This is a genomic window from Mucilaginibacter sediminis, from assembly GCF_051903035.1.
Classification (GTDB): Bacteria; Bacteroidota; Bacteroidia; order Sphingobacteriales; family Sphingobacteriaceae; genus Mucilaginibacter.
Genome location: NZ_CP170602.1, coordinates 5,318,941 through 5,335,874 on the forward strand (window position 1 = coordinate 5,318,941; position 16,934 = coordinate 5,335,874).

At 41.8% G+C, this 16,934-nt stretch carries 19 protein-coding genes; 8 read left to right on the forward strand and 11 right to left on the reverse strand.

Features of this window, described 5'->3' with window-relative positions; all coding sequences use genetic code 11:
* Window positions 1-202: 202 nt before the first annotated feature.
* From tsf to ACFGVS_RS22135, 8 genes are all read right to left on the reverse strand, one after another.
* Window positions 203-1,054, reverse strand: a complete 852-nt coding sequence (tsf, locus tag ACFGVS_RS22100; RefSeq protein WP_439695609.1) for a translation elongation factor Ts — start codon at window positions 1,052-1,054, stop codon at window positions 203-205.
* Window positions 1,055-1,276: 222 nt separating this feature from the next.
* Window positions 1,277-2,140: a 30S ribosomal protein S2 gene (rpsB, locus tag ACFGVS_RS22105; RefSeq protein ID WP_147054487.1), complete on the reverse strand. Its 864-nt coding sequence runs from the start codon at window positions 2,138-2,140 to the stop codon at window positions 1,277-1,279.
* 18 nt (window positions 2,141-2,158) lie between these two features.
* On the reverse strand, window positions 2,159-2,545 hold the full coding sequence (gene rpsI, locus ACFGVS_RS22110; RefSeq protein WP_090638861.1) for a 30S ribosomal protein S9: 387 nt from the start codon (window positions 2,543-2,545) through the stop codon (window positions 2,159-2,161).
* 26 nt (window positions 2,546-2,571) lie between these two features.
* Window positions 2,572-3,009 carry a 50S ribosomal protein L13 gene (gene rplM, locus ACFGVS_RS22115; protein ID WP_090638869.1) on the reverse strand — a complete coding sequence of 146 codons (438 nt, stop codon included), beginning with the start codon at window positions 3,007-3,009 and terminating at the stop codon, window positions 2,572-2,574.
* Between the two features lie 495 nt (window positions 3,010-3,504).
* The gene (locus ACFGVS_RS22120) at window positions 3,505-4,002 is read right to left on the reverse strand and encodes a hypothetical protein (protein ID WP_439695610.1); all 498 of its coding nucleotides are present in this window, start codon (window positions 4,000-4,002) and stop codon (window positions 3,505-3,507) included.
* A gap of 800 nt (window positions 4,003-4,802) precedes the next feature.
* Window positions 4,803-5,597: a DUF1295 domain-containing protein gene (locus tag ACFGVS_RS22125; RefSeq protein WP_439695611.1), complete on the reverse strand. Its 795-nt coding sequence runs from the start codon at window positions 5,595-5,597 to the stop codon at window positions 4,803-4,805.
* Complete coding sequence (locus ACFGVS_RS22130; RefSeq protein WP_439695612.1) at window positions 5,590-5,925, reverse strand: DUF1475 family protein; 336 nt, start codon at window positions 5,923-5,925, stop codon at window positions 5,590-5,592. Before ACFGVS_RS22130 ends, ACFGVS_RS22125 begins: the two co-directional genes overlap by 8 nt.
* A gap of 9 nt (window positions 5,926-5,934) precedes the next feature.
* A complete protein-coding gene (locus tag ACFGVS_RS22135) occupies window positions 5,935-6,483 on the reverse strand; it encodes a peroxiredoxin (protein ID WP_439695613.1) in 549 nt (182 codons plus the stop codon).
* A gap of 233 nt (window positions 6,484-6,716) precedes the next feature.
* Here ACFGVS_RS22135 and ACFGVS_RS22140 point away from each other — a divergent pair, with 233 nt between their 5' ends.
* On the forward strand, window positions 6,717-6,959 hold the full coding sequence (locus ACFGVS_RS22140; protein WP_439695614.1) for a hypothetical protein: 243 nt from the start codon (window positions 6,717-6,719) through the stop codon (window positions 6,957-6,959).
* A complete protein-coding gene (locus ACFGVS_RS22145; protein ID WP_439695615.1) occupies window positions 6,959-7,600 on the forward strand; it encodes a zeta toxin family protein in 642 nt (213 codons plus the stop codon). The genes ACFGVS_RS22140 and ACFGVS_RS22145 overlap by 1 nt, the downstream gene beginning before the upstream one ends.
* 48 nt (window positions 7,601-7,648) lie before the next feature.
* Here ACFGVS_RS22145 and ACFGVS_RS22150 read toward each other — a convergent pair whose 3' ends face one another.
* A complete protein-coding gene (locus ACFGVS_RS22150; RefSeq protein WP_439695616.1) occupies window positions 7,649-8,533 on the reverse strand; it encodes a sugar phosphate isomerase/epimerase family protein in 885 nt (294 codons plus the stop codon).
* A gap of 185 nt (window positions 8,534-8,718) precedes the next feature.
* Here ACFGVS_RS22150 and ACFGVS_RS22155 point away from each other — a divergent pair, with 185 nt between their 5' ends.
* The 4 genes from ACFGVS_RS22155 (at window position 8,719) to cysM (ending at window position 12,590) form a co-directional block, all read left to right on the forward strand.
* Window positions 8,719-9,366, forward strand: coding sequence for a hypothetical protein (locus tag ACFGVS_RS22155; RefSeq protein ID WP_439695617.1), 648 nt, complete (start codon window positions 8,719-8,721; stop codon window positions 9,364-9,366).
* A gap of 127 nt (window positions 9,367-9,493) precedes the next feature.
* Window positions 9,494-10,324 carry a serine O-acetyltransferase EpsC gene (gene epsC, locus ACFGVS_RS22160; RefSeq protein ID WP_439695618.1) on the forward strand — a complete coding sequence of 277 codons (831 nt, stop codon included), beginning with the start codon at window positions 9,494-9,496 and terminating at the stop codon, window positions 10,322-10,324.
* Between the two features lie 203 nt (window positions 10,325-10,527).
* Complete coding sequence (locus ACFGVS_RS22165; RefSeq protein WP_439695619.1) at window positions 10,528-11,586, forward strand: serine hydrolase domain-containing protein; 1,059 nt, start codon at window positions 10,528-10,530, stop codon at window positions 11,584-11,586.
* Window positions 11,587-11,717: 131 nt separating this feature from the next.
* Window positions 11,718-12,590, forward strand: coding sequence for a cysteine synthase CysM (gene cysM / locus ACFGVS_RS22170; protein ID WP_090638993.1), 873 nt, complete (start codon window positions 11,718-11,720; stop codon window positions 12,588-12,590).
* A 10-nt stretch (window positions 12,591-12,600) separates the two neighbouring features.
* Here the strand turns inward: cysM and ACFGVS_RS22175 are convergent, their stop codons facing one another.
* Both ACFGVS_RS22175 and ACFGVS_RS22180 read right to left on the reverse strand, forming a co-directional pair.
* On the reverse strand, window positions 12,601-13,098 hold the full coding sequence (locus tag ACFGVS_RS22175) for a hypothetical protein (protein ID WP_143065340.1): 498 nt from the start codon (window positions 13,096-13,098) through the stop codon (window positions 12,601-12,603).
* A 23-nt stretch (window positions 13,099-13,121) separates the two neighbouring features.
* Window positions 13,122-14,306: a THUMP domain-containing class I SAM-dependent RNA methyltransferase gene (locus ACFGVS_RS22180; RefSeq protein WP_439695620.1), complete on the reverse strand. Its 1,185-nt coding sequence runs from the start codon at window positions 14,304-14,306 to the stop codon at window positions 13,122-13,124.
* A gap of 83 nt (window positions 14,307-14,389) precedes the next feature.
* On the opposite strand from ACFGVS_RS22180, the gene ACFGVS_RS22185 reads away from it, so the two are divergent.
* Both ACFGVS_RS22185 and ACFGVS_RS22190 read left to right on the forward strand, forming a co-directional pair.
* Window positions 14,390-14,755, forward strand: a complete 366-nt coding sequence (locus tag ACFGVS_RS22185) for a DUF3127 domain-containing protein (protein ID WP_090638972.1) — start codon at window positions 14,390-14,392, stop codon at window positions 14,753-14,755.
* A 187-nt stretch (window positions 14,756-14,942) separates the two neighbouring features.
* The gene (locus ACFGVS_RS22190) at window positions 14,943-16,763 is read left to right on the forward strand and encodes a sensor histidine kinase (protein ID WP_439695621.1); all 1,821 of its coding nucleotides are present in this window, start codon (window positions 14,943-14,945) and stop codon (window positions 16,761-16,763) included.
* The last annotated feature ends 171 nt before the right edge of the window (window positions 16,764-16,934 follow it).

Consider the following 16,934-nt stretch of genomic DNA (forward strand, 5'->3'; position numbering starts at 1 on the left):
CCCCGACATCGCTTCGCTCGTCTGCCCCTCTCTCCGGCTGTGCCGCATAGAGGGGCGGAAAAGTTTTTTCTTACTAAACCCTCTTTGCGCGAAGCGGAGAGAGGGTGGTCGGGCGTAGCCTCGACCGGGTGAGTCATCGCCGACTTACCAAACAATATTGCAAAAAAAATCCCCCTCGCTAAAAACGAGGGGGATAATATAATTAAGCTCCTAAAGCCACCCGCTTAAATGCGGTTACTGTGAGGCCTTTTTCAACGGTGGCCAGGAACTGGGCAACGTTTTTAGATGAATCTTTTACAAACTCCTGGTTTAACAGGGTTGAGTCTTTGTAAAACTTGTTCAGTTTACCTAAGCTGATTTTTTCAACCATTTCTTCTGGTTTACCTTCAGCGCGGATCACGTCTTTGGCAATTTCCAGTTCACGCTCAATAACAGAGGCATCAACGCCATCTTTATCAACCGCAATTGGGTTCATAGCTGCAATTTGCATAGCAACATCTTTACCAGCTTCGTCGGCACCTTCAGGGTTTGAGTTTAAAGCAACCAATACACCTAAACGGAAGTTACCGTGTACGTAAGCGATAACTTTTTCGCCGGTGATGATCTCTAATTTAGAAACACCAATTTTTTCGCCGATTTTGCCGGTTTTATCAATAACAGCTTCACCAATAGTAGTAGTGGTGTTTTCTGTATCGATAGAAAGCGCGTAAAGTTCTTCGATGCTTTTTGGCTGGCTTTCAACTGCTTTGTTAGCAATTTCGTTAGCGAAAGCGATGAACTCAGCGTTTTTAGCTACGAAATCAGTTTCGCAGTTAAGCTCGATGATAACACCTGTTTTGCCATCGGCGCTTGTGCGCGATATAACAACACCTTCGTTTGATTCCCTGTCCTGACGGCTTGCTGCAACTTTAGCACCTTTTTTTCTTAAAAAATCGATAGCTGCTTCAAAATCACCGTTAGTTTCGGTTAATGCTTTTTTGCAATCCATCATACCGGCACCAGTTTGCTGGCGCAGTTTATTTACGTCGGCTGCAGATATTTGTACTGTAGACATCTTTTTTTGTTTTAAGTGGTATGTTATGAGTTATAGGCTACCGGCAAATTTAATATGCCCCTGTAACCTGCAACTGTATTTAGTATTAAAAAATACAGGTTGTAAAGTATCGGTATATCTACCTTAATTCTACAACCTATATGAAAAAGTCGTAAGTATTAAGCCCAAAGCCTCAGAGTATAATTCCAGACTTAGTACTTAGTACTTACGACTAAAATATAATTACTCTTCTGTTTCGGCAGGTGCTTCAGTGTCAGCGTCGGCTACAACGTCTGCAACTTCGGCAGTTTTCCTGGTTCTTTTACCGCCTTCGTTTTCGCTGCGGTCTTTTACTTCAGGAGCATCAGCTTTTGCTTTAGCAGCAACTGCTTCTTTTTCTGCTTCGTCTTCTTTATCGCGTTTGCGTTCTTCCAAACCTTCTTCAATCGCTTTGATGATAATGCTGGTAATCAATGAAATTGATTTGGTAGCATCGTCATTCGCAGGGATAGGGAAATCGATGTTTGAAGGATCAGAGTTGGTATCAACCATAGCAAATGTAGGGATGTTCAACTTCAAAGCCTCAGATACTGCAATATGCTCTTTCTTAACGTCGATAAGGAATAATGCTGCAGGTAAACGGTTCAAATCAGCAATACCACCTAAAAGGGTTTCTAATTTGATACGCTCACGTTGTATCATCAGTCTTTCTTTTTTAGAAAGGTTGCTGTAAGTACCATCTTTAGTCAATTTATCGATGTTTGACATCTTTTTGATCGACTTACGTACGGTAGCAAAGTTAGTTAACATACCACCCAACCAACGCTCGGTGATGTAGGGCATGTTTACACTTTTTGCATAATCAGCAACAATATCTTTCGCTTGTTTCTTTGTAGCTACGAATAATACCTTACGGCCTGATTTTACTATTTGTTTGATAGCTGCAGCAGCTTCTTCAACCTTAGTTAAGGTTTTATTTAAATCGATAATGTGGATACCGTTACGCTCCATGAAAATGTACTGTGACATTTTCGGATCCCATTTGCGGGTAAGGTGACCAAAGTGTACACCTGCATCCAGTAAATCCTGATATGTTGTTCTTGCCATTGTGTTGTCCTCCTGTGATTAACGTTTACTGAATTGGAATCTCTTACGTGCTTTCTTACGACCTGGTTTCTTACGCTCAACCATACGGTCATCGCGGGTCATAATACCTTTAGCGCGTAATGCTGGTTTCTTTTCAGGATCCAGTTCAACAATGGCTTTAGCGATAGCTAAACGAACAGCTTCTGCCTGTCCTTTTACACCACCACCTGCAACATTTACTTTAACATCAAATTTTCCGGTGCTACCAGAAACCTCAGTGCTCTGAGTTACGATGTACTGTAATGGCAATGTTGGGAAGTACTCTTTGTAATCTTTACCGTTAACGATGATCGCACCATTTCCTTCTGAAAGGTAGATGCGGGCAACGGCTGTTTTTCTTCTGCCTGAAGTGTTAGTTGTTGGCATTTTTTTTCTCCTTTGAAATTAAAAAGTTAAATGGTTGTTGGGTTTTGTGCTGCATGTGGATGCTCGCCACCTGCATATACATACAGGTTACCAAATAATGCTTTACCCAAACGACTTTTAGGTAACATACCACGAACGGCTTTTTCAATTACGCGTTCAGGATGTTTTGCCATTAACTCCTTAGGAGAAATGAAACGCTGACCACCTGGATAACCAGTGTAAGAAACATACTGCTTTGCGCTGAATTTGTTTCCGGTCAACTTTACCTTGTCTGCATTGATAACTATTACATTATCACCGCAGTCTACGTTCGGGGTGAAATCTGGCTTGGTTTTACCACGAATGATCATTGCGATCTTAGTGGACAAGCGCCCCAAAATCTCGCCTTGTGCGTCAACAACAACCCATTGTTTGTTAACGGTTTTTTTGTTGGCTGAGACAGTTTTGTAACTTAACGTATTCACTTGCTTTAAATTAAATTGTTTAAACGTTTATTATACCCCGCATTTTCGGGACTGCAAAGATACAGCTTATTATGTTATTAACAAATAGTTTTGCACTAATTTTTAAGCCATTATTCATCCTGCTGTTCAGGCAATTAAAACCAAGGGCTTTTGTTAACAAGTTAGTTGCGGGTGTAAATGTTTATAGGTATTTGTCTCGCAAAGACGCTAAGACGCAAAGAGACCAAATCGCGTTGCCACAAGGTGCTCCCCAATGATATTGAGTTTTTTCGCGCAAAGACGCAGAGCCGCAAAGTGATTTGCCCGCACTTTGTTGGAGTTCTATAGTGGTCCGTTACTATCTCGCAATAGCCAAAGCCACCTGTATTCTGCTGTTATGGTTGCCAATCGGCAAGTCATTGTTTAAAAGGAATTGGTTTACGGCTTACGTTTTAACGACTGTGCCACTGGGAACGAAGCGAAAACGTTTGAATTAGCAGAAAAGATCCGAAGAACCTACTTGTTTTTTATAGAATCAATTTCCACTATCGAATAATAGTAATAATGATATAAAGAATTACCATTACAAACTAAAACATCACTGTGGAGATCTTTGTCTATAGCACTTTTTTCAGTTATCATCGGTTTAATTAGATGATAATTGATTTTTACAGATGGAATAATATGAACTTTTAGGTTTGATTCTTTTTCCAAGTCACCCTCAAAACTTTTGTAGGTAGTTAATTCAGTTATTACTTTACTATTAAAAATTAAAAATTTGATTCCTGGCAAGTATTTCAATTTTAAAAGTTTCCCGATTTCTTTGTGAGCAGTATCGGCCTCATTCTCGTATGGCAAAAATACCGCAGTAATTTCTCGACCGGTTTCTGGGTAACTAAAATAGAGCATTCCATATTTATTTTTGAAAAAGTCGTACGATGGAGGTTGGTGAGGCTGCGTGCAGGCAAACGTCAGTAGGCAGCTTAATAAAATAACACAAGTTGGCAATTTCATAGGCATGGGATAATTATTTAGGAATTCCACTATCTTTCACTCTCAAATTCAAAATAAGACCATTGGACGCTTTGTCTACTCCTCCGCTGCCACAAGTGTCCTCACTTGTGGCCCGCATGCTAAGTATGCGCCGTGCCTTTAGGGCAACCAACTATGTTTCTCGTCAACCTCAATTCTTTCTCTTTGCAAATTGAGATTCCGTTTAAAGATATAAAATCCGGGATGAAACAAACATCCGGGATTTATATATTCATTACTACCCATGACATGTTTTCTTTTCGAGGTGCGTGGGCCTGTCACCCTGAGCCTGTCGAAGGGTCGCGCGGAGAGGCCTTTGCCCACTATGGTTCGACAAGCTCACCATGACAGCCCTTTTTACGATGTCATTCCCCCTTCAGAACTTCGCGAAATTTTACTACTTAGCATGACATGTTTGGTTTTACATGAACATTGGCTTTGAACGCTGGCTACGACTCACCCCGGCTACGCTACGCTGGCCGACCCTCTCCGGCTTGCGCCGCAAAGAGGGTGGTCGCTCATTTTTCTATTTTATTAACCCCTCTATGCGACGCAGTCGGAGAGAGGGGTGACGGGCGGAGCCTCGTCGGGGTGAGTCGACTCGCCGCCATGCGATATACGTCATTTCCCTTTCAGAATTTCACGAAATTTTACTACTTAGCATGACGTTTACCTATCAGCAGCCACACAAGGCTGGAGGCGACAGCAACGGTAGCAAATCACTTTGCGTCTTAACGCCTTTGCGCGACATTTTCATCTTTGATTGGCCCGTCACTATAACCCTACCTCTTTTTAAACCAGGGCACAAACACGCTGGTACTCGCCTGGTATTCTTTAAAAGCCTCGCCTTTGGAGCGCAGGGATTGTTCTTCGGTGGCGGGGATGCCGGTAACTTTTAATAGCAGGTATAAAATAATGGCCGGGCTAATAATGGCCAAAATGCCCCAGGGCGATCCTAAAGCAAATACAAAATAGGAAACCCACATGAGCCACTCAAAAAAATAATTGGGATGGCGCGAGTAGTTCCAAAGGCCTATTTGGCAAATCTTACCTTTATTGGCCGGATTGCTTTTAAAGGTAGCCAGCTGCCTGTCGGCAATGGTTTCGCCGGTTACGCTGATAAACCAAAGGATAAAACCGGCATACTCCAGCGGCGATAATACAGTTTTGGTGTTAAGGCAGGAGATAAAAAAGGGAATGGCCAAAAGCACATTTGATATAGCCTGGAACTGGAAGAAAAAGAAAAACTTCTTTTCGGCATTGGGTGCCCACTCTTTACGCAATTGCTGGTAACGGCCTTCCTCCTCATCCAAATGCCTGGTAATACGGGTAGCCAGGTGTGTACCTAAGCGCACGCCGGCTATTATTACCATGGCACATATCAATACCTTGCGGTCGTGATAACCGGGGGCTAAAAAAAACAGGATAATGGCAATAACCGGGAAGTTGTACGACCAAAAAATATCAACCACGCCAGCATTTTTAATTTGATGTGCCCAAAGCCATACCAGCACCATAATGCCGCAACAGGCCAAAAGGCTGTAAATTACCAAACACAAAAGCGAGCTGTTATCCATTTTTCTTCCCGAATAATTCTTTTACCCCCTCGCCCGGTTTAAGCCGGAAAAGCTGGATGAGCACAAAAGCACAGCTGGCAATACTGCCCAGCGCAAATAATAAAATGAGCCAGGTGATTTTAACAAGCAGGTACTTCTCTTTATAGCATACCCAAACAAATATAACCAAAACATTGGCGTAAAAATCCCATAGTGTAGCCCGCATCCAGGGGATAGAACCCAGGTAATCCCAATTGGTAAACAGGTTGCTGTTCAGGCTGGTTGTTATCACTACATAACACATCCACACCAAAACAACACTAAACAGAACTTTTAAGGCATTGATCATGGCCTATGCTTATTTGGTTTTTGCAGCCTTGATAAATGCAAGCGCATCATCCGAGTGTTCTTTACCCTGCATCATGGCTTCGTGGGTGTAAACTATTTTGCCCTTCAAATCAACAATAAAAGTTTCGCGGCCGGTCATAAAAAACTTTTTGTGGATGCCAAACTTATTATAAACCTTGTTGTCGGGGTCGCTTAGTAAAGTAAACGGCAGTTTGTAGTGGTCGGCAAAGCCTTTGTGGCTGGCAACCGTGCCGCCGTTTATGCCTATCACCATAGCGCCGGCTTTGGTAAACTGGTCAAAACTATCCCTAAAGGCGCAGGCCTCTTTGGTACAAACCATGCTTTCATCTTTCGGATAAAAATAAATAACCAAAACCTTTTTGCCCACGTAGTCGGCAGTTTTAAACTCCCTGCCATTTTGGTCAAGCAGCGAAAATGACGGCATGGCGTCGCCGGTTAATAATTCTTTACCTGTTTGGGCCTGTGCCGCACAGGTAAACAGGAAGGAGGCTCCTAATATAATAAGCAAATATTTTAGCATGGTGGTGTTTATTTCCATAACCTACGAAATTTTTGAGCACAAGCGATTTAATTATCGTAAAAAAAAAGGCCGTCACTTTGTTTTATGGTGACGGCCTGTATTTTATGCTTGTAACAAAGATTTTATGGTTGGCACTTCGTGCCAAAAAATATTTACGTTTTTTTTGATCACAGCAACTCAATAATCCATAATTGTTAAGAAACCACTTTCATTTTTTATATTTGAATAAACACAAGTATTAGTAAAAAATTATGGACACTATTCACGTAGTCGACCGTCTTTTAAAAAACATGGACAATATGCACGAACTTGGCCGTCAGCGGGCTTTTGAATTGGGCAATCCATTCTATGCCCAATTTTCAGAAGATGGCGGTTACTGGCGCAAGGAACTTCCGACAGGAGAAAAATTCCTGGTAACTATTGAAGTTATCACCGATGAAAATGACATGCCTATCCGCATTGATGACCATATTATTAAACAGTTAGATAATTGATGAATGTACCGGAACTGATTTTTGTTTCAGGTTGTAACGCGGCCGGAAAGTCAACTTTCATTCGTACTCGACTTAACGAACTTTCGGGGTTTGAAATTATTATGACTGATGTTTATAAAGCCCGGACAAGAGATGTTTTTAAACGGGCAGTAAAACAAAAAAAAAGCATTATACTGGAGACTGTATTTAACGACGCATCATTTAAAGATCTTGTAGACGAATGTCGGGATGCGGGATATTCATCTTCGTTGGTGGCGCTTTTTTTAGATAACCCAAAGCAATCAAAAGACAGGGTAGCCGTGCGTGGAATGCAACAGAGTGGAATAACGATATCAGGTAGTAATGTTGATATCAACTTTAATGAAAGTTTCAAAAACCTTGCTGCCTATTTTTTCTATTTCGACCGAAGCTATTTCGTTTACACCGGAATCGACGGAAAAAATCAACAAATTATGAGTTTTGAAAAAAGCAAACTCCTGGAATATCAGGCCAACAACCTAAAATATCCTCAGCTCTTCGCTCAATATAGCTTTGGCAAACAGCGTCTCAGTGAAGAAGCTTATGAATTAATAAAAGCCAATAACGACTATCAAAACAATACAGCCTCGCCTCCAAACGGGTTAACAAAGTTCGATTTATAGCGATTATTTAAACAAAAAGCCAGGCAAAATGTCTGGCTTTTTGAATTGTTATACCAAATTCTTTTTGATATAGCTGATACTTTTGGCAATACTATCAAACGGATCGCCGGGGCATACATCCTGTTCAACAAAGAAATATTTTACGCCTGCCTTTTTTGATTGGGCCAGGATTTTTTTAAAGTCGATAACACCGTTACCTACTTCGGTAAATTTCTTTTCGGGGGTGTTATCCATATCTTTCATGTGTAACAGCGGGAAACGGCCCGGGTATTTGTTAAAAAAGGCAATGGGGTCTTGTCCGGCTTTAGTCATCCAGTACAAATCCATTTCCATTTTTACGTTGTCATGGTCGGTAGATGTTAGCAGTATTTCGTAAGGATATTGTCCGTTATCCTGTATAAATTCAAAATCATGGTTGTGGTAGCATAACTGGATTCCGGCATTTTTACAGGTTTGCCCTGCAATATCAAGCAAGCCTGCAATTTTTTTGTACTGCTCCAGGTCGCCCCTTTCAGTTTGCGATAAGTAAGCGCAAACCATATATTTTGCACCTACCGCCGCTGCATCATCAACGGCCTTTTTCCAGTCATTAAGTATAGTTCCCATTTGTGACGCGCCGTTAACCTGCTCCTGGCCAAGGCGGTAATGCGCGCTTGGCATGGCAAGGCCTTGCTGCGCCAATAAGCTGGCAAACCCTTTGGCATTCATGCCATAAAATAATTCGGTGCCGGTGTAGGTAGCGCCTTCAACGGTGGTATACCCCAGCTTAGCTACTTTAGCTAATGCGGCAGCCGGGTCTTTTGCCATGGCGTCGCGAATGGTATATAATTGCAGGCCTATCTGTTTTTTGTCGTAAGCAAACAAACGGGGTGCCGCCAAAAGTCCGGCGGTAAGCACAGCCGATGTCTTGATAAATGAACGTCTGGTAGTCATAATTATATTTTATAATTAGTGAAGATTGGTGATGTTTATGATTGGTGATGTAAATATACTGTATAAACAATACTAAAAGCAAAGACTTGTTTTTATTTGAATAGTTTAATTAAACCAAACTATTAAAAGGCCGTCATATCACAAACAACCTTACTCCATTTGCTTTTACCTATCACAATAAAATTATGAAACTACCTGCAGGTTTGATTTTAGTGTTTTTGTTATGCTACACCCTAACGGCGCAAGCACAATCAAGCGGTTTGCTATTAAGGATTGGCACTATGCAGCCAACAGCCAATTTGCCAGACAGTAATTTAAGCAAAGGCTCGTTCCGGGTTAATATCGGTTACGGAAAAGTTTTCGCCGGTGGCCACTCCGGGTTTGACATAACCGGTTTTGCCGATGTAATGAATTATAATTTTTATTTTGACGATGATTATAAGCGCTTTGAAGGCAAAACCCTGTATACAGGTATAGCTATAACACCACACTATTGTATCAATCCCGAAAGTGACGTTCAGGTTGCTGTCGCGCTATCAATAAAAGGGGGGTACAATGTTGGTTACGGCGATGTATATCGTTACAGCGAACCACGTGATGATTACACCGAAAAGCTGGAGGGCAAATCAACAAACGCCGGCTATATGTTTGCTTATTCGCCCATGATAACTTTCTCCATCCCCGGCGAATTTGGCAGCGTTGGGCTGGAACTGGGTTATGATAGTTCAAATTACGGAGCAGGCATCAACCGGTTACGGTCAAAATATTATGCCCCTTTAAAATATAATTCGGGGTACTTATTCATCGGCGTATTTTTCAGGCTGCACCATTAGCATTTTTTTAAATACAAAAATTATTACACCCATCAATTAAGTAGCCATTTTTACATATAAACAACATTCTTTTCCCTAAACTTGCAGTACAAAACGATTGTTGCCCCTCAACAACGTATTATAAAACATGAGTGAAGAATTTTATGGGCAAATTTTCATCAAGCAGCAAAAGCTTGAGTATGTGCCGTCTAACAGGGAAATTACCAGGTGGGCGCTGCGCGTTATTCATTTGCTATACCCGGAACAAACCGCAAAAACCTTTTCGACGGTTGACGAGCTGAAGTCTGAATTTGTGCTGCTGGAAGCCGAGCTTTACCATATTATGGAGGCCACAAGTGCATGCGCCGATTGTGACAACAAAAAACGTGCTGCCGGTTTTTTTGAATCCCTGCCCCTGCTTTACCAGGTTTTAAATACCGATATACAGGCTATATTTAACGGCGACCCAGCTGCGCGCAGCGAATTTGAGGTGATACGTACCTATCCCGGTTTTTTTGCTATCTCGCTTTACAGATTGGCTCATGCCTTATACACCCGTGATGTTCCCTTGATTCCGAGGATCCTGACCGAATATGCCCATTCTAAAACCGGTATCGATATCCACCCGGCAGCGGTTATAGGCGATTATTTTTACATTGATCATGGCACCGGCATTGTAATTGGCGAAAGCTGCACTATTGGCGCTCACGTTAAATTATACCAGGGGGTTACCCTTGGTGCTTTAAGCGTTGATAAAAGTATGGCTTTTACCAAACGCCATCCAACGGTAGAAGACAATGTGGTTATATACTCCGGCGCTACTATATTAGGCGGCGAAACTGTGATAGGCAGCAACAGCGTTGTTGGAGGCAATGTGTGGCTAACCAAAAGCCTGCCGCCAAATTCAAGGGTGTATCATACACCAAGCATCCGTATCCTGAAAAAATTAACCCGGCGTATTTTTGGCGAGCAAAAATAATTGACCGGCAATTATTACCCTTTTACCGAAATTTTCTCCCTGCTTGCCAGTTTACATGGCTAAGTAGGTTCGTTTTTTCTTGATTTTGCGGTTATATCCTTCAAAAAATACCATCTGCAAAAATGAAATCACTTAGCCAGTTCGCAATTGTCTGCCTGTGTTTTGTCGGCTTAAATGCAACCGCCCAAAATAAAAAATCTTTATTGAGTGATAATCAGCTCAAAACCAAACTCGATTCGGCAGTTGATAAAGGCGTGCGCATTTATATGGATACGCCAAATACCGTTGGCATATCTATCGGAATTTATAAAGACGGCAAAGCCCATACATACAATTATGGTGAAGTAAAAAAGGGAACGGGCAAACTCCCCACAGCCGATAATTTCTATAACCTTGGCTCGGTAGCCAAAACTTTTGCGACTACCATGCTGGCCGAGGCTGTTATTGAAAAAAAAGCCAGCCTTAATGATGATATCAGGAAATACCTGCCCGGCATCTACCCAAACCTTCAGTATAATGGCCAGCCTATCAGGCTCGTTAATTTGGCCAACCATACATCTGGCTTACCTGGGCAAGCGCACCCGTTTCCTAAAGCGATAAAAGACAGTTTAAGAAAACTGACCTTGCCAGAACAACTTCACTTTTATGATGTATATAGGGCCGATAGCCTGCTGAAAGATCTGCACAGCTTAAATCCGGATACCATTCCAGGCACAAAATTCAGGTACAATGGTAATGGTATGATGGTTTTGATATTATTGCTGGAACGTATTTATCATGAGCCGTATGAGCAATTGGTAACACATTATTTAAAAACTCATTTAAATATGGCCGATACCAAAACGCAAATTGACATACATTCTGATAGGTTGGCCCAAGGGTATAACAGCAACAATCAGCCCCAGCCATTTTTAAATTTAACCGATTATTACAACGGCCCAAGCATGAACTCGACTATAAACGATATGCTTAAATATATCAAAGCCAATTTGGCAGAACAAGACCCTGCAATAAAACTAAGCCACCAGCTCACCTGGAAAAACCCCGATAATACCGGCGTTGGTTTAGGGTGGATGATGGATGTTGATTATAAGGGCGCCCCTATTATTTATCATGACGGGCATACCGGTATCGGCTTTAATACCATGTGCCTTTTTTATCCGGGTAAAAACCTTGGGTATATTGTTATTGTGAACGACAATATCGATCAGCAGCGCCTTACCGATCTGCAAACAAACATTCAAAAGGTACTTGATAAATAATAAAGTAGTTTTAAAGTCAATTCAGGTGTTTTTGCACTGCTGTTTTTGGCCCCTATTTAAATATTACTGCTAATTTTGTTTTTGGTAACCAGGAGCAACCCTGTTTTACATCTATCCAAAACAAAACAACAATGGCTACACTCATTGATTTAATAGGCAATACGCCTATGGTTGAAATTAAAAAGCTAAACCCAAACCCCAACGTACAGATATTTGCCAAGCTGGAAGGTAACAATCCCGGCGGAAGCGTTAAAGACCGCGCATCGCTCAACATGATCCGTAGTGCCATTGAGCGGGGCGATATTAAACCCGGCACTAAACTAATTGAGGCAACCAGCGGCAATACAGGTATAGCACTGGCTATGATTGCGCGGTTGTTTGATTTGGAAATTGAATTGGTAATGCCCTCAAACTCCACCCGCGAACGTACCCTTACCATGGAAGCTTTCGGGGCCAAAGTAACTTTATTAGAAGGCATTGAACTTTGTCGCGATTATGCCGAAGAAAAGGCCGCCACCGGTGAGTTTTACCTGGTAAACCAGTTTGCCAACCCGGATAATTTTGGCGCACATATTAAAACCACCGGCCCCGAAATCTGGCGCGATACGGAAGGCAAAATAACCCATTTTGTAAGCGCCATGGGCACAACCGGCACTATAATGGGTTGCTCCATGTACCTTAAGCAGCAAAATAATGATATCCAGATAGTGGGCTGCCAACCTACCGAAGGTTCATCCATCCCCGGCATCCGCAGGTGGCCTGCGGCCTATTTGCCTAAAATATTTGATGCATCAAGGGTAGATAGGGTGATGGATATTTCAGAAGAAGAAGCTACCCAAAGGGCACGCGAACTGGCCAAAGTTGAAGGCGTATTTGCGGGCATGAGCAGTGGCGGCGCATTATCTGCAGCTATAAAATTAGCCTCCGAATTAAAAGAAGGCGTAATCGTATTTATTTGCTGCGACCGTGGCGACAGGTATTTAAGCAGCGAGTTATTTGGATAGCTTTTGATTTTTACTGCCCCAACTGATAGCTAATAACCACCGTTGGCAATAAGGTAGCGTTATCAAGCGGAATTTGATTGTCTGTAATTATCGGCTTACGCTGAGCATAAAAATCAAACATGTGCTTCTCTAAACTCTTACCCGGTACAGCCGGCGGAATGAAGCCAACAGAGAAAGGCAGCACAAAATCATGAACCTTTTCATGATCGGGGATAATCCATTTATGGTTTGATTTTTTTAACGCTTCAATAATAGGCGCTGTTAAAACATAATCATCAGCATAATAAATCACTATTCGTGTTATGGTTCCCTTTGTATCAGCAGTAAATTTAAAAACTGCTGTTCCTGCGGCCCTTTTCTTAATTATCTCGGGCGATACAACAACACTATCTTTAAAAAAGGAACTCATTACCGGGGCGCCTCCCTGGAAAGGGAAAGCAAGTTGTGTTTGCGCCATGGCGCAAACTGATGATAAAACTACTACGGCTAATAATATGGTCTTTCTCATTAATGTATTCTTATGTTAACTGCTTACTTGGGCTGCGGGCGTTCACTTGGGTCGCGCTTGCTGCCGTCATATAACTCATACTCAAATAAACGGCAATCCAGCTTGCCATTATAAAACTCTATTCTGCGCGATGGGCGTAAGCCAATCTTTTTTGCAAGGTCGGGGTTTCCCGTAAAAACATATCCCCTGTATCCAAGGCATTTCTTTTTCAAAAAGTCGCCCATTCTTTTATAGGTAATCTCCAGTTTGCTGTGTACACCTAAGCGCTCACCATATTCCGGGTTAAACATTACCACACCCGGTTGTTCGGGTACTTCGGTATCTTCAAAGTCACAAACAGCAAAATCAATTAAATGTTCTACTCCTGCGGTTTTAGCATTTTTCTGGGCAATATCGATAGCGTCTTCAGATATATCTGTTGCGATGATTTTAAAGCCTGTTTCTTTCTTAGCTTTATCTTTCAACTTACGGCGCTCTACAAAAAATACATTTTCATCGTACCCCATGATGTGCATAAAACCATAATTCATCCTGAATAACCCGGGATGCTTATCGGTAGCCAACAGAGCTGCCTCAATAGCCAAAGTACCCGATCCGCACATCGGGTTAATAAATGTACTCTTCCTGTCCCAGTTGGTAGCCATAATGGTTGATGTGGCCAAAGCTTCCAGCATGGGTGCCTTACCGGGTATTTTGCGATAGCTATGTTTGGCCAATGTCTCGCCCGAAGTATCCATAAATATATCGGCCTCATCATCCTGCCAGTACAAGTGCACCAGGGTTTTATTTGCGTCGGCGCCTGAGTTAGGGCGAATGCCTTTAACCTCCTTAATCCTGTCAACAATGGCATCTTTCACCTTTACATTGGCAAACAAGGGCGTAAGTATATGCTCGTTGTTAACGTTCGAGGTTACAGAAAAGTACCCGCTAAAGTCTATCAGTTTCTCCCATTCAATGGTAACTAACTCGTCGTACAACTCTTTCGGGTCGGCGGCCTTAAAACTCTTTATCAAATAAAGCACCTGGCTTGCGCAGCGCAGGTTTAGGTTTAACGCTATGGTATCTGTAACTGTGCCCTTAAGCTCCACCCCGGTTTGAAAAACGCGGACCGGTGTGTAGCCCAAAGCCTCTACCTCCTGTTGAAGATAGCCTGACAATCTTTTATTGCAGGTAATTATTATTTTACTTTCGTTGTGGAAAACTTGCATGATATTTTGCGAAATTAAGCATTAAAAACGCCCTATTTTAATTTCTTATCTATTAACTTTACATTTTAAATTATTTGAAGATTATGGAAGTTAAAGGTAAAGTACATGAAGTGTCGCCAACACAACAGGTAACCGACTCACTAAAGAAGCGCGAATTGATATTAGAATATATTGAAAACCCTCAATATCCTGAATATTTGAAGTTCGAAGCTATACAAGATCGCTGTGCTTTGATTGATAATGTAAAGATAGGCGATGACGTTGAAGTTTTCTTTAACCTGCGTGGCCGTCCATGGACTGATAAAACAGGCAAAAAAAGCTATTTCAACTCGTTACAGCTATGGAAAATTAACGTTCTTGCAGGTGCAGGCGCCGCATCTGCGCCAGAATATGCAGCACCGGCCGCAGACATCAGCTCATCAAGCGATGACGACGATTTGCCATTTTAATTGGTATATCATTTGCGTTAAATATAAAAAAAGGGCTCAAATGAGCCCTTTTTTTATTGATTCCCTTCCCTCGTTTAAACGCCGGCAATAGGTTATATTTCAAAGCGTTATTATTAATTGACAATTGTTAAATTTTGTTAAATAGCCCCTTTGTTGGGTTATTTAAAATATTTTTGTTTGTTAACAAATGAAGAAACGTAGTATCGGTTTGATTATTGGCTTAATGGGGCTTGCACTTTTGGGTGTAATGGGTATGCAATTGTATTTTTTAAGACAATCGTACCAAATGCAATCCGAACTTTTTGACCGTTCTGTTAACGAGGCACTTAACAACGTGGTATCAAAAGTAACCAAACAGGATGCCAACAACTTTTTAAATTCAAAAGCCCAGGTTAGAGCGGCCGAAATAGATGATGCGGGAATAAAAGTGGTAAAAAGCACCGATAATAAACCCTTTATTCCTAAAACAGGCAAGCGGCAAACCCTGAGGCAAAAAAAAGTTGCCCTGCTGCGTGATAGCCTGGAACGTATGATCAAACATCAAAAACTTGATGATGAACTAAGCGATTTACTACAGCAGGAGGGCACCGTGGATATTAAAGTTACCATGGCACAATATACCGACGATGCGGGTATTGTGCATGCCAGCTACAAACAACAGGTAATTGGTACACACATTACCCACACTGTAAAAACACCTCATAAACTGCGCAAATATGATACGCTACGTTACGAATACCCCGACCCGCAGTTTGGCAAGCAATTAATTCTGATACCGCGCATTAACCCCCTTTGGCAGCGCGAACAAGTGCGCAAGCAAAAGGAAAGGCAGGTTGCACAGATCAAAAGAATGCTTGAAACCGATTCGATCCAAAACGTAAGCGTAAACACAAACCCTGGCAAGGCAAATGTTATAGCCAACCTGGCCGAAGAATACAGCAGATCGGACCAGCCGCTCACTAAACGATTAAACCTGCTTTGGATAGATACACTTTTGCGTTTTGAACTGCATAACAAGGGAATATCGTTGCCATTTAGCTACGAAGTAAGTACAGCCAACAGTGATTCACTCATATTTTCGAACGCCAGTGACCTGGAGGGTAACAAGCCGGTATTTATCCCGGCCAATACCTATCAAACTGCTATTTTTAGCCGCGATGTGATCAACGATCCGGGGAAGATCAAACTATCTTTTCCGCAAAAAAACTCACTCATCTTAAGTAAGATGACTGCCACCATGGGTACTACCGGCGGTTTGCTTATCGTTTTGATATTTTGTTTTGGATATACCATTTTCTCTATACTGAAGCAAAAAAAGGTATCGGAAATGAAAATAGACTTCATCAACAACATGACCCACGAGTTTAAAACCCCGGTGTCAACTATCATGATAGCAAGCGAGGCTTTAAAGGACAGGGAAATTACTAACGACCAAAACAGGGTAGCGCGGCTGGCCAATATAATTTTTGAAGAAAACGAACGTTTAGGTAGCCATATAGAGCGGGTATTAAATATTGCCCGCATTGAAAAAAATGACTTTAAGCTTGATAAAAAACCGCTTGATGTAAACGACATGATAACGGTTGTTTTAGATAGCATGGCGCTTAAGCTGCATAAATGCAATGCTAAAACCACTCTTGAACTGGACGCGGAAAACGCGGTAATTGTGGCCGACGAGCTTCATTTTTCAAATGTGTTGTATAACCTTATCGATAACGCAATAAAGTATAGTAATGAAAACCCCGAGATAACGATCAGCACTTTTAACAAAAACGGGCAGGTGGTTATTAAGGTGGCCGATAAAGGCATAGGCATGAGCCGCGATCAACAAACAAAAATATTTGAACAGTTTTACCGTATCCCTACCGGTAACCTGCACGATGTTAAAGGTTTTGGATTGGGACTAAGCTATGTAAATACAATTGTAAAACGATTGAACGGCAGTATCAGCGTAAAATCTGAAAAAGAAAAAGGATCGGAGTTTGAACTGAAATTCGCGGTGGCGTAGTTAGTCGGGGAGTCCGGAAAGTCCGAAAGTCCGGAAGATGTTGTGTTGTGAACGATGCTAACTATTTAAATAAAAAAACCGTCGGACTTGCTGACATCTAAACTTAAAAATAAAATCTTCCGGACTTTCGGACTTTTCCGACTTCCGGACTAAAAAACAAAAAAACTTTCG

Excerpts from the sequence above, each read along its gene's own strand:
- ACFGVS_RS22135 (WP_439695613.1), bottom strand. The coding sequence starts at position 6,483 with ATGGAAATAAACACCACCATGCTAAAATATTTGCTTATTATATTAGGA.
- ACFGVS_RS22125 (WP_439695611.1), bottom strand. The coding sequence starts at position 5,597 with ATGGATAACAGCTCGCTTTTGTGTTTGGTAATTTACAGCCTTTTGGCC.
- ACFGVS_RS22140 (WP_439695614.1), top strand. The coding sequence starts at position 6,717 with ATGGACACTATTCACGTAGTCGACCGTCTTTTAAAAAACATGGACAAT.
- ACFGVS_RS22150 (WP_439695616.1), bottom strand. The coding sequence starts at position 8,533 with ATGACTACCAGACGTTCATTTATCAAGACATCGGCTGTGCTTACCGCC.
- ACFGVS_RS22180 (WP_439695620.1), bottom strand. The coding sequence starts at position 14,306 with ATGCAAGTTTTCCACAACGAAAGTAAAATAATAATTACCTGCAATAAA.
- rpsB (WP_147054487.1), bottom strand. The coding sequence starts at position 2,140 with ATGGCAAGAACAACATATCAGGATTTACTGGATGCAGGTGTACACTTT.
- rpsI (WP_090638861.1), bottom strand. The coding sequence starts at position 2,545 with ATGCCAACAACTAACACTTCAGGCAGAAGAAAAACAGCCGTTGCCCGC.
- ACFGVS_RS22120 (WP_439695610.1), bottom strand. The coding sequence starts at position 4,002 with ATGAAATTGCCAACTTGTGTTATTTTATTAAGCTGCCTACTGACGTTT.
- ACFGVS_RS22155 (WP_439695617.1), top strand. The coding sequence starts at position 8,719 with ATGAAACTACCTGCAGGTTTGATTTTAGTGTTTTTGTTATGCTACACC.
- ACFGVS_RS22130 (WP_439695612.1), bottom strand. The coding sequence starts at position 5,925 with ATGATCAATGCCTTAAAAGTTCTGTTTAGTGTTGTTTTGGTGTGGATG.
- cysM (WP_090638993.1), top strand. The coding sequence starts at position 11,718 with ATGGCTACACTCATTGATTTAATAGGCAATACGCCTATGGTTGAAATT.
- epsC (WP_439695618.1), top strand. The coding sequence starts at position 9,494 with ATGAGTGAAGAATTTTATGGGCAAATTTTCATCAAGCAGCAAAAGCTT.
- ACFGVS_RS22175 (WP_143065340.1), bottom strand. The coding sequence starts at position 13,098 with ATGAGAAAGACCATATTATTAGCCGTAGTAGTTTTATCATCAGTTTGC.
- ACFGVS_RS22190 (WP_439695621.1), top strand. The coding sequence starts at position 14,943 with ATGAAGAAACGTAGTATCGGTTTGATTATTGGCTTAATGGGGCTTGCA.
- tsf (WP_439695609.1), bottom strand. The coding sequence starts at position 1,054 with ATGTCTACAGTACAAATATCTGCAGCCGACGTAAATAAACTGCGCCAG.
- ACFGVS_RS22185 (WP_090638972.1), top strand. The coding sequence starts at position 14,390 with ATGGAAGTTAAAGGTAAAGTACATGAAGTGTCGCCAACACAACAGGTA.
- ACFGVS_RS22145 (WP_439695615.1), top strand. The coding sequence starts at position 6,959 with ATGAATGTACCGGAACTGATTTTTGTTTCAGGTTGTAACGCGGCCGGA.